The sequence below is a fragment of the Streptomyces sp. NPDC052225 genome, from assembly GCF_040679615.1.
In the GTDB taxonomy this organism is placed as follows: Bacteria; Actinomycetota; Actinomycetes; order Streptomycetales; family Streptomycetaceae; genus Streptomyces.
Genome location: NZ_JBFAVD010000021.1, coordinates 148,978 through 159,621, shown reverse-complemented (window position 1 = coordinate 159,621; position 10,644 = coordinate 148,978). Strand labels below are relative to the sequence as shown.

Sequence of the window (10,644 nt, the reverse complement as noted above, 5' to 3'; positions counted from 1 at the left end):
GGCGCGCGCGTCGTCGTGGGCCTTTTTTCTTTGCGGCCCCCGGTGGGGGGGGCGGCGCGGCCCCCCCCCCCCCCGCCCCTCTACGTGCCTACTTGCACTGGGGCAGGTCGGCGGTGTTCCCGGTGCGGATGTCCTTCAACGCGTCCACGGCGTCGTCGATCGTGTTCACCTTGACGAGGGTGAGCCCGTCCGGGACGTCCTTGGCCGCGGCGGAGCAGTTGTCCTTCGGGGTCAGGAAGTACTGCGCTCCCTTGTTGCGCGCGCCGACGGTCTTCATCTGGATGCCGCCGATCGGGCCGACCTTGCCGTCGTCGTCGATGGTGCCGGTACCGGCCACGAACTTGCCGCCGGTCAGGTCGGTGGGCGTGAGCTTGTCGACGATGCCGAGGGAGAACATCAGGCCCGCGCTGGGACCGCCCACGTCGGCGAGCTTGATGTCGATCTGGAACGGGAAGGTGTGGTCGGTCCCGGCCTGAATGCCGACGATCGCGCGGCCGTCCTCGGCCTTGTCCGTCTTGATCGTCACATTCTCCGTACGGGTCGCCTCCTTGCCCTCCTTCTCGGCGGCGGCCGCCTCCTTGACGGGGACGACGGTGAAGACGACGTTCTCGCCGGGCTTGTGCTCGGTGACGAGCTTGGCGACGTCGGCCGGCTTGGTGACCTTGGTGCCGTCGACGGCCTTGATCACGTCGCCGGCGTGCAGCTTGCCCTCGGCCGGGCTGTCCTTGACGACGGTGGAGACGATGACCCAGGACTTCACGGGGATGTCCAGCTCGTTCAGGGCGGCGACCTTGGCGCTCTCCTGGGACTGGCTGAACTCCTCGGCGTTCTCCTGCGAGGACTGCTCCTCGGTCTGGCCGTCGGGGTAGAGCGTGTCGTGCGGCACCACGATGCTGTCGTGCGCGAGCCACCCGTAGACCGCCGACACCAGGTTCATGTTGTAGTCGGCGCTGGTGACCCGCACCGTCGTCATGTTGAGGTGCCCCGACGTGTCGTACGTCTTGTGCCCGGAGATCTGGATCACGGGTTCGCCGTCATGGTCCGCAAGGGTGTTCACCGTCGGCCCCGGGGACATCTCCGCGTAGGGCACTTTGATCAGAACTCCCGCGCACAGCAGCGCGATCAGGATCAGGGTCGAGGCGAGCATCGTCGCAGTGCGGCGTGGCATGGAACGACAGTACGGGACGCGCCTGTCAGCGCACCCCTGGGGCCGGTCCGTACGAGGTCAGGCGCCGGGGTCAGGTTCCGGAGTGCGACTTCTCCATGGCTTCGCGGAAGCGGGCGTAGCCGCTGAGCTCGCTCACATCGCCGGTCTTGTGGCGATTGCGACCGGCCCACGTTCCCCACAGCCCGGCGCCGACCGCGGCGACAACCGGAATGAGCAGCCACATGAGCGCTGCCATTCGGACCTCCCGACCCCATGAGCGACCGCAACTGACTGATCAGCAGATTAACCATCCGCACTGTCAACGCTCGCCGCAGGGGTGCGGTTACGCAACCGGAACCTCAGCAGGCCCCGACCCACTCTTCTGTCCCGTCCGAGAACGTCTGGTGCTTCCAGATGGGGACTTCGTGCTTCAGGTCGTCGATGAGCATGCGGCACGCGTCGAAGGCCTCGCCGCGGTGCGGGCACGACACGGCGACGACGACGGCGAGGTCACCGACCGTCAGATCACCGATCCGGTGGACCGCCGCGAGGGCGCGCACGGGGTACTCGGCGACGACCTTCTCCGCGATGCGCCGCATCTCGGCCTCGGCGCTCGGATGGCAGGAGTAGCCGAGCTTGTCCACGTCGGCGCCGCCGTCGTGGTTGCGCACGGTGCCCACGAAGAGCGCGGTGCCGCCCGCCGCGTCGTCCCCGACGGCCTGGAAGACCTCGTCGACGGAGAGCGGCGTGTCACGGATGGCGAGCAGCTTGATCGGATCCTGCGCCGCCTGCTCACCGGGGTGGTCCTGCTGAGTGGGTGCCATGCCCTCATCGTGCCGCACGTCACTGACAGCCGGGAATTGGATCCTCCTACAGTCGCCCCCGCCGCTTCTTAGATGCGCCGCCGAGCCTTGCGCACCCGCCGCACCACGGCCGCCGTGCCGAGCAGCGCGACCGTCGCGCCCGCGGCACCGGCCGCCGTCGCGTCCTTGCGCCCGAGCCGCCGTCCGGCGACCGTGCGCCGCCCCGCGACCTCTTCGAGGAGCTCGGCGAGGACCTCCTCGTTGGTCCACTGGGGGCGCCACCCGGCGTCGTGCAGCCTGCTGCCGCTGACGACCCACGGGTACATCGTGTAGGCGAGGTCGCCGGCCGGGGACGGGGTGAGGCCGATGCGGTGCAGCCGGGCCGCGGCGCCGAGCGCGACGGCGGACGGCAGCTCCATGCGCCGGATGCCGCTGAGCTCCTCCACCTCCTCCTGCTCCAGCCAGCCGTCACAGCCGACGGCGAGCTCCCCGTCGACCTTCTCCAGAACGGCGTACTCCAGGGCGCTGCACAGGTCCTCCACGTGGCAGAACTGCCAGGCGGGACGCGAACCGGCCACCACAAGGAGGCGCGGCGACTCGAAGTAGCGGGTCAGGGCCGTGTCCGTGCCGCCGACGAGCACCGCGGGACGCACCACGGTGACGTTCAGGCCGGGGTGGGCGCGCGGGGCGCGGCGCGCGAGGCGCTCGACCTCCAGGAGGTCGCCGACTCCGGTGGCCTCGGCCGTGGCGCGCAGTTCGGCGTCCTCGGAGAGAGGCAGCTCGTTCTCGGCGAGCGCTCCGTAGACCATCGTCGAGGTGCACAGGACGACTCGGTGCACCCCGGCGGCAGCGGCGGCGGTGAGCACGGTCTGGGTGCCGCGCACGTTGTAGGCCGTGCGGGCGGCGGGGTCGGACTCCAGGTCGAGGTCGAGCGCCAGGTGGACGACGACGTCCGCGCCGCGCAGTTTCTCGGCGATGGCCGGATCCCGTACGTCCAGGATGTGCCACGTCGCGGAGGCGCACTCGCCGCGCCGCTCGTCGATGGCGAGCACCTGCTTGATCGCGTCGGAGGCGGCGAGCCGCTCGGTGAGCAGGGCGCCGACGCCGGAGGCGGCTCCGGTGATCGCGACGACGGGCCCGCGCACGGCGGGACTGGTTGAGGGGTTTCGCGCTGCGCGAACCTGCGGATCTGGGGAACTCACCGGGCGTCTCCAGCGGTTGTCTTCAGTACGTACGTGTATGACGCGTACGTACCAGGAGGCATCCATCCTGCCGCAGGCCATGAGTCGGCGAAGCACCGAGGCCCGATCCCGCCATGGTGTCTACGCTGGGTGTGTAGTCGGGCAGTCGCCGCCGGGGCAGAACCGGTGGCCTTACCAGCCGAGGAATCCCGTGAGTGACACCCCATTCGGTTTCGGCCTTCCGCCGGAGGAGCCGGACGACGGCGACGAGGGCAAGAAGAAGGACCAGCAGGGCGGTGGCGGTCAGGGACCGGCCAACCCCTTCGGATTCGGGTTCCCGGGCCTGCCCGGCGCGGGCGGCCCGGGCGGCGAGGGGGGTGACAACCCGTTCGCGGCCATGTTCGGCTCGATGAATCCGAACGATCTGGGGGCGGCGTTCCAGCAGCTCGGCCAGATGCTCTCCTACGAGGGCGGCCCGGTGAACTGGGACATGGCGAAGGACATCGCCCGCCAGACCGTCTCGCAGGGCACGCAGGACGGCGTGAAGGACGCGAGCGTGGGCGGCGCCGACCGCACCGCGGTCGAGGAGGCCGTCCGCCTGGCCGACCTGTGGCTGGACGACGCGACGTCGCTGCCGTCCGGCGCCGGCTCGGCCGTGGCGTGGAGCCGCGCCGAGTGGGTCGAGGCGACGCTCCCCGCCTGGAAGGAGCTCGTCGACCCGGTCGCCGAGCGTGTCGGCCTGGCCATGGGCGATGTGCTGCCCGAGGAGATGCAGGCCATGGCGGGCCCGCTCATCGGCATGATGCGCTCCATGGGCGGCGCCATGTTCGGTTCGCAGATCGGGCAGGCCCTCGGCGTGCTCGCGGGCGAGGTCGTCGGCTCCACCGACGTCGGCCTGCCGCTGGCCCCGGCCGGCAAGGCCGCGCTGCTACCGCTGAACATCGAGGCGTTCGGCAAGGACCTCGGTGTCCCCCAGGAGGAGGTCCGCCTCTACCTGGCGCTGCGCGAGGCCGCCCACCAGCGCCTGTTCGCGCACGTGCCGTGGCTGCGCTCGCACCTGTTCGGCGCGGTCGACGGGTACGCGCGCGGCATCAAGGTCGACACCACGAAGCTGGAGGACGTGGTCGGCCAGTTCGACCCGCAGAACCCGGAGCAGATCCAGGAAGCACTCCAGCAGGGCATGTTCCAGCCAGAGGACACCCCGGAGCAGAAGGCCGCTCTCGCGCGCCTGGAGACCGCTCTCGCGCTCGTCGAGGGCTGGGTCGACGCGGTGGTCCACGCGGCCGCCAAGCCGCGTCTGTCGTCCGCCGACGCGCTGCGCGAGACGCTGCGCCGCCGTCGCGCGAGCGGTGGCCCGGCGGAGCAGACGTTCGCGACGCTGATCGGCCTTGAGCTGCGCCCGCGCCGGCTGCGGGACGCCTCGCGCCTGTGGGCCTCGCTCACGGACGCCCGTGGCGTGGACGGCCGGGACGGCCTGTGGGCCCACCCGGACATGCTGCCGACGGCGTCCGACCTGGACGACCCGGACGGCTTCGTCCACCGCGAGCAGCTGGACTTCTCCGAGCTCGACAAGATGCTCGGTGACGCGGCGGCGGGCGGTTCCGGCGACAAGCCGAACCTCTCCAAGGACGACAGCGGCGAGGACGACGACACCAAGTGAGCCTGTACGACGACGCGGTCCTCGTGCTGAAGAGCTACGAGGACCAGCCGGAGCTGCGCCAGACCTACCTGGACCATCTGGCCGAGCACGGTGACGCCGGCATGTGGAAGCCCTGCACCGCGGGCCACCTGACGGCGAGCGCCCTGGTCATCGACCCCGCGCGCGGGCGCGTGCTGCTCACGCTCCACAAGAAGCTGCGGATGTGGCTCCAGATGGGCGGCCACTGCGAGCCCGGCGACGCGACGCTCGCGGCCGCCGCGCTGCGCGAGGCGACCGAGGAGTCCGGCATCCAGGGGCTCACGCTCCTGCCGGGCGGCCCGGTCCGCCTCGACAAGCACCCGATCCCCGGGCCCTGCTCGTGGCATCTGGACACGCAGTACGCGGCGCTCGCCCCGGCGGACGCCACGGAGGCGATCAGCGACGAGTCGCTCGACCTGCGCTGGTTCCCGTACGACGAGGTCGCGGACGTGGCCGACACGTCGGTGGTGCGGCTCGTGGAGGCGACGCGGGCGCGCCTCTGAGGACGTACGTGTAAGGGGCGGACGCCATTGGCGTCCGCCCCTTACACATGCACCAGTAGGCGCTAACTCCAGACGTTGCCCTGGTTCTGGCCCCGGGCGCCCTGCTGACCCATCCCGTACTGCGCGGCGAGGCCCTGCCCGACCACCGCGTTCTGCGGCGGCAGCAGCTCGCTCGGCTGGACGAGCGCGTAGCCCGTTCCCATGAAGCTGAGCTCCCAGCCCTCGCCGGTGTTGCCGCGGCGCCGCCAGACGCCCGAGGAGTGCGTCTGGGCCTGCATCTGCACCCGGAGCCCGGTCGACCAGGCGACGATGGCGTCCGCGTCGGCATTGACGTACTTGTCGGGCGTGACCTGGAGCATCAGCGGCTGGCCCGACGTCATCAGGGCGACCTTGCCGCGCCCGGTGATGTTGAGCTGGTACTTGCCGGAGCCGGAGATGCCGAACTGGCTGTCCACGGCGATGACCTCGTGGTGCAGGGACGAGTCCATCGCCAGGACGTAGCTGCTGTCGACGGTCAGGCCGTCCTGCTCGACATCCACGACGTGGATGTACTGGGCGAGGTTCGCCAGGTAGACGGTGCCCTGCCCGTGGCAGCGCATCAGGCTCAGGCCCTCACCGGTGGTGGCGCGGGCGCGCCGCTGCCCCGACGTCTGGACCTCGCCGTCGAACTCCATCAGCCCCTGGTAGGCGACCATCGCGCCCTTACGGGCGAGGATGTCGTCGTGGCCTTCCAGGGTGACCCGCAGCATCTGCGGGTTCTGCACCGTGTAGCGGTCCTGGGACTGCTGCTCGGCGTGTGCGAAAAGCGGGCTCTGCATGGTGTGTTCGCTCCCCCTCAGCCCCGGACTCGGAGACGGTCGGTGCTGTCCTCACTGGGCTGTACGACGACGATGCCCTCGCCGGAGAAGCCCATCTGGTAGGCCTCCCCGCTGCCGCGCCCGATGAGCGAGCCGGCCCGGAAGCTGCGCTTGCCCTTCACCTTGAGCTTCGGCGACCACGCGATGAGCGCGTCGGGGTCCACGTACGTCTCGTCCTCGCCGCGGCCGCAGTCGACGACGATGGGGGCGCCCCGCGACGTCAGGGCGACGAAGCCCTGGCCGCTGATCGTGATGTTCCACAGGCCCTGCCCCGCGAACTTCGCGAGGCCCTTCACGCGCTCGACGCCCCACTGGAGGTGCGCGTCGAAGGCGAGCAGGTTGGTGCCGTTGACGGAGATCGAGTCGCCGCCGAGGTTGATGACGACGACGTCCGCTCCGTAGTCGGCCAGGTAGAGCAGACCGTCACCGGTGCACTTCATAAGAGGCGCGCCCTCGCCGGTCATCCAGTCGCGGGCGATCTGGCGTACGGCGGGCGGGTTCGGCTCGTACTGGACGAAGCCTTCGTAGGCGACCATCGAGCCCACGCGCGCGAAGAGGTCGTTTCCGGTCTGCATGGCGACCTTCAGCATGTTGCTGCCGTGGTTCTCCATGCGGGCGGCTACCGGGGTCGGGGCGAAGCCCGCGATCGGCTGGTTCATGACGGGCTCCCTCAGACCTCGTACGGCTGGACGACGATGAAGTTGCCGGGTGCGCCCCGGAACTGGAGGTTGACGCTCTCCCCGCTGTGGCCCGGGAACGCGTTGCGCCGCATCCGGACCTGGCTGGAGACGATCGCCTGGGCGGCCGCCGACCAGGCCACCACGGCGTTGCAGTCGGCGAAGGTCGTCGGCGTCACCGGGAGCACGACCGGCGTGCCGTGCGTCTTCACGACGACGGTGCCGGTGCCCTGGAACTGCATGACGAACAGGGCACCTCCAGGGATGCCGTGTCCTTCGATCCTGCGCACCTCGTGCTGGAGGCTCTCGTCGTAGGCAAGGACGTTCTCCGCGGAGACGCAGATCGCGTCGCCCTGGAGCTCGATGGGGTGCAGGTGGGTGGCCTCTTCCGCGAGGAAGACCTGGCCGCGGCCGGTGCAGCGCATCAGCTGCATCTCCTGGCCGGTGGCGTTGCCCACGATGCGTCCCGCGAACCCGGCGCCCTTGTAGCTGAATTCGACCTTGCCCTGGTAGAGCACCATGCTGCCCTGGCGCGCGAGCACGGCCTGGTCGCCGCCCGCACCGAGGTCGACGCGGATCAGCTTCTTGTTCTGAAGCGTCCAGCGCTGGCCGGTCGGTGCCTCGCGGTACTTCTCGAAGGCGGCCGACACACCCGGGGCGGGAGCCTGCTGCGGGACGCCCTGCGGAGCGCCGTACGGGGACGGTGCCCCGGGCGGCTGCTGGCCGTAGCCGGGAGGTGCGGCGGGGGTCTGCGGCTGCTGCCCGTAGCCGGGCGGCAGGGGCGCGCTGCCCTGGCCCGGGACCTGCCCGAACTGGGGCTGCTGCGGTGGCTGCTGACCGTACGGGCTCGGGGCTCCCGGCGCCGGAGGCGGCGGCACCGTGCCCGGCGGCGTGGCCAGGGGGGCGACGATGGTGGGCGCCGCGTGGACCGGCGGCGCGGCCGGAGCGGGCGCCGGCGGGGGCGTGGGCTGCTGCGGCGGCGCGAAGCCCTGCGGCGCCGGGGCCGGAGCGGGCGCCGGCGGGGGCGTGGGCTGCTGCGGCGGCGCGAAGCCCTGCGGCGCCGGGGCCGGAGCGGGCGCACCGAAGGCGGGTGGCGCGGTCGCCTGGGCGGGCGGCGCGAAGCCGGGGGCGGCGGCCTGGGGCTGCGGCGCGGCGGGCTCCTCCTCGGCGACCTCGCCGCCGAAGTTCTTCAGCAGCGCGTCGAGGCCGCCGTCGAAGCCCTGTCCGACGGCCGCGAACCGCCAGACGTCCTTCAGGTAGAAGTCACCCAGCATGACCGCGCGCTCGGTGGTGAACTCGCCACCGCCGAACGAGTAGCGGGCGACCTCCTCGCCACCGGCGACGATCCGGAGGTAGCCGGGCGCCACCTGGGACATCTGGCCCGCGCCGTCGATGGTCGCGGTGAACGACAGCTTGTGGATCTGCGCGGGGATCTTGTCGAGGGTGACGCGGAAGGACTCCGTGTCGCCGGCCTGCGCGCCGAGCAGCTGGACGGACTCCTCGGGGGTCTTCGGCTGGTTGAAGAAGACGAAGTACCGGTCGTCGGACAACCGCTCATCGGCGTCGAGGCCGAAGCAGCTGATGTCGAAGGAAAGGCCGGGGCCGCTGATCTGTACGCCTACGTACAGATCGGTGCCCGCGGTGAGGTCACTGATCTTGGCCTTGTGGCCGCGTTGGAATTCCCTGGCCATGCGTAACGACCGTCCCCCATCCCGATGGTGATTGCGTCGCGCCAGGCTAACGGCAAACCCTGTAGGCGGAAGAAGTCGGTACAGCCCTGGTACACACCCGAGGGAGGACCGTCACTCACCGCGCGCGGTCGGCAGATGCGGCAGCCGGTCGGCCGCCACCACCCCTTCGAGGTAGCCGCGCGCCCGCTCCGTCCGCGGATACGCCTCGAGGAGGCGCCAGAACCGCGGGCCGTGCCCCGGCACGAGGAGATGGGCGAGTTCGTGGACCAGGACGTAGTCGACGACGTACTCGGGCATGCCCTGGAGGCGGTGCGAGAGACGGATGCTGCCTTCGGCGGGGGTGCAGGAGCCCCACCGGGTGTTCTGGTTCGTGACCCACCGGACGGACTCCGGGCGGGCCTTGCCGTCGAGGTACTGCTCCGAGAGCCGCTCGGCACGCTCGGCCAGCTCGGCGTCGCCGAGGACCCGCTTGCTCTCCTGCGCCGCGAGCTTGTCGAGCATGACGCTGACCCAGCGCTGCTCCTCGGCCTCCGACATCCGGGCCGGGATGAGGACCACGGTGCGGTCGCCCTCGCGATAGGCGGAGACCGTCCTGCGCCGTCGGGCGCTCCTGCGGACCTCGACCGCGCTCACCCCCGGACCGCCTGGCGGCGGGCTGGTCGTGCTGCGCTGCGTGTTCGTGGCACGGTGCAGTGGGTCGGCGGGCACGCCCCGACGTTACCCGCTGTACAGGGCGGAAGTCCCGCCTCCTGACCTCTTCGGTGTGCTCCCGCGCCCCCACCCTTCGACTAGTACGACTATCCCCACAGCCCTGTGGACAACTTTCCGCACGCTTCCGGCCGGACGGGCATGCTGACGATCGGTCGACGCGAAGAGCGCGTACGACGGTCCGGCCGTACGGCGCCATGAGCGCAGTCGGCACAGCACGGGGGGGACAGCCATGCATCCGATTCTGAAACCGGCGCTGCGGCGCGGCTGGCACGACCTGAACACGGTGCAGTGCGGGATGACGCCGGCGCACGCGGTGATCCTCGGCCCGGTCGACACGGCGACGGGCAGCTTCATGACGCTGCTCGACGGGACGCGCGGCGTGCCGTTGCTGCGCGAGGAGGCGCAGCGGATGGGTCTGCCCGACGGACATGTGGACGCGCTTCTCGAACGGCTGGCCGGGGCGGGGCTGCTGGACGACGCCACCGGGGGCGGCCCGGCCGCCGAGGCGCTGCGCGCGCAACCGCGGGTGATGGACCGGCTCCGCCCCGACCACGCCGCGCTGACGGTGACGACGTCCGAACCTGCCGAGGCCGTGCAGAAACTGGCGGCGCGGCGCGCCGTGCGGGTGCAGGTCAGAGGGGCCGGTCGGGTGGGTGCCGTCGTGGCCTCCGTGCTCGCCGCGGCGGGCGTCGGCCATGTCGACGTACGCGACGGCGGCTGCGTGGAGCCGTGGGACGTGGCGCCGGGCGGTCAGGGCGTGGAGGCGGTGGGCGAGCGCCGTGACGTGTCGGCCCGGCGGGTGGTGCGGTCCATGGCCCCGGCCCGGGCACCACGCCCCGACCGGCGCAGGACCTCCTCGCGTCCGGCGCAGGAGGAGCCCGGGGAGCCGCCGCTCTCCTTGGTGATCGTCGCTCCGCGGGACGGACTCGCGATCCACTCCCCCGATCCCGCCGCGGTCGAGGACCTGGTGGCTGCGGGCATCCCGCATCTGTACGCGGGGGTCGTCGAGGCCACCGGGATCGTGGGGCCCCTGGTGCTGCCGGGCGGCACGGGGTGCGCGCACTGTTTGTCGCTGGGCCGCGCGGACCGCGATCCGACGTGGCCCCGGCTGCTCGCGCAGTGGCGCTCGGGGCGGGCCTCGCGCCAGGTGGGGGCCTGTGACGTGGGGCTCTCCACGGCGGTCGCCGGACTTGCCGCGGCTCATGGACTGGCGTTCCTGGACGGGGAGTTGCCGTCGAGCACGGGAGCGCGCTGGGAGGCGTCGGCGCCCGGTCTGGACTGGCACGCCCGGCCGGTGTGGCCGCATCCACAGTGCCCGTGCGGTGCGGGTGAGAGAGCTAACGGGCAGGAGGCCTCCGTGGAGCAAGGGCCGCACGACACAATGGTCGGGTAAGCA

11 protein-coding genes are annotated in these 10,644 nt (G+C 71.6%); 3 read left to right on the top strand and 8 right to left on the bottom strand.

Annotation, left to right across the window (positions count from 1 at the left end; genetic code table 11):
- Nucleotides 1-88: 88 nt before the first annotated feature.
- The 4 genes from AB0L37_RS27635 to AB0L37_RS27620 form a co-directional block, all read right to left on the bottom strand.
- On the bottom strand, nucleotides 89-1,168 hold the full coding sequence (locus tag AB0L37_RS27635) for a PDZ domain-containing protein (protein WP_365510889.1): 1,080 nt from the start codon (nucleotides 1,166-1,168) through the stop codon (nucleotides 89-91).
- 70 nt (nucleotides 1,169-1,238) lie between these two features.
- Nucleotides 1,239-1,403: a hypothetical protein gene (locus AB0L37_RS27630; protein ID WP_365510886.1), complete on the bottom strand. Its 165-nt coding sequence runs from the start codon at nucleotides 1,401-1,403 to the stop codon at nucleotides 1,239-1,241.
- A gap of 103 nt (nucleotides 1,404-1,506) precedes the next feature.
- Nucleotides 1,507-1,971: a molybdenum cofactor biosynthesis protein MoaE gene (locus AB0L37_RS27625; RefSeq protein WP_365510883.1), complete on the bottom strand. Its 465-nt coding sequence runs from the start codon at nucleotides 1,969-1,971 to the stop codon at nucleotides 1,507-1,509.
- Nucleotides 1,972-2,039: 68 nt separating this feature from the next.
- Nucleotides 2,040-3,152 carry an SDR family oxidoreductase gene (locus tag AB0L37_RS27620; protein ID WP_338700262.1) on the bottom strand — a complete coding sequence of 371 codons (1,113 nt, stop codon included), beginning with the start codon at nucleotides 3,150-3,152 and terminating at the stop codon, nucleotides 2,040-2,042.
- Between the two features lie 190 nt (nucleotides 3,153-3,342).
- Between AB0L37_RS27620 and AB0L37_RS27615 the strand changes: the two genes are divergently transcribed.
- Nucleotides 3,343-4,791, top strand: a complete 1,449-nt coding sequence (locus AB0L37_RS27615; RefSeq protein ID WP_365510879.1) for a zinc-dependent metalloprotease — start codon at nucleotides 3,343-3,345, stop codon at nucleotides 4,789-4,791.
- Entirely contained in the window at nucleotides 4,788-5,312 is a 525-nt protein-coding gene (locus AB0L37_RS27610; RefSeq protein ID WP_365510877.1) for an NUDIX hydrolase, read from the top strand. The genes AB0L37_RS27615 and AB0L37_RS27610 overlap by 4 nt, the downstream gene beginning before the upstream one ends.
- Nucleotides 5,313-5,374: 62 nt before the next feature.
- Here the strand turns inward: AB0L37_RS27610 and AB0L37_RS27605 are convergent, their stop codons facing one another.
- The 4 genes from AB0L37_RS27605 to AB0L37_RS27590 form a co-directional block, all read right to left on the bottom strand.
- Nucleotides 5,375-6,130 carry an AIM24 family protein gene (locus AB0L37_RS27605; protein WP_365510874.1) on the bottom strand — a complete coding sequence of 252 codons (756 nt, stop codon included), beginning with the start codon at nucleotides 6,128-6,130 and terminating at the stop codon, nucleotides 5,375-5,377.
- A 17-nt stretch (nucleotides 6,131-6,147) separates the two neighbouring features.
- Complete coding sequence (locus AB0L37_RS27600) at nucleotides 6,148-6,828, bottom strand: AIM24 family protein (protein ID WP_365510871.1); 681 nt, start codon at nucleotides 6,826-6,828, stop codon at nucleotides 6,148-6,150.
- An 11-nt stretch (nucleotides 6,829-6,839) separates the two neighbouring features.
- Complete coding sequence (locus tag AB0L37_RS27595; RefSeq protein ID WP_365510868.1) at nucleotides 6,840-8,537, bottom strand: TerD family protein; 1,698 nt, start codon at nucleotides 8,535-8,537, stop codon at nucleotides 6,840-6,842.
- Between the two features lie 111 nt (nucleotides 8,538-8,648).
- Nucleotides 8,649-9,245: a M48 family metallopeptidase gene (locus AB0L37_RS27590; RefSeq protein ID WP_365510865.1), complete on the bottom strand. Its 597-nt coding sequence runs from the start codon at nucleotides 9,243-9,245 to the stop codon at nucleotides 8,649-8,651.
- A 232-nt stretch (nucleotides 9,246-9,477) separates the two neighbouring features.
- On the opposite strand from AB0L37_RS27590, the gene AB0L37_RS27585 reads away from it, so the two are divergent.
- Entirely contained in the window at nucleotides 9,478-10,641 is a 1,164-nt protein-coding gene (locus AB0L37_RS27585) for a TOMM precursor leader peptide-binding protein (protein ID WP_365510862.1), read from the top strand.
- Nucleotides 10,642-10,644 lie beyond the last annotated feature (3 nt).

Bases quoted from the DNA above. Each gene is read 5' to 3' on its own strand.
- AB0L37_RS27600 (WP_365510871.1), bottom strand. From the start codon at position 6,828: ATGAACCAGCCGATCGCGGGCTTCGCCCCGACCCCGGTAGCCGCCCGC.
- AB0L37_RS27625 (WP_365510883.1), bottom strand. From the start codon at position 1,971: ATGGCACCCACTCAGCAGGACCACCCCGGTGAGCAGGCGGCGCAGGAT.
- AB0L37_RS27585 (WP_365510862.1), top strand. From the start codon at position 9,478: ATGCATCCGATTCTGAAACCGGCGCTGCGGCGCGGCTGGCACGACCTG.
- AB0L37_RS27630 (WP_365510886.1), bottom strand. From the start codon at position 1,403: ATGGCAGCGCTCATGTGGCTGCTCATTCCGGTTGTCGCCGCGGTCGGC.
- AB0L37_RS27635 (WP_365510889.1), bottom strand. From the start codon at position 1,168: ATGCCACGCCGCACTGCGACGATGCTCGCCTCGACCCTGATCCTGATC.
- AB0L37_RS27605 (WP_365510874.1), bottom strand. From the start codon at position 6,130: ATGCAGAGCCCGCTTTTCGCACACGCCGAGCAGCAGTCCCAGGACCGC.
- AB0L37_RS27595 (WP_365510868.1), bottom strand. From the start codon at position 8,537: ATGGCCAGGGAATTCCAACGCGGCCACAAGGCCAAGATCAGTGACCTC.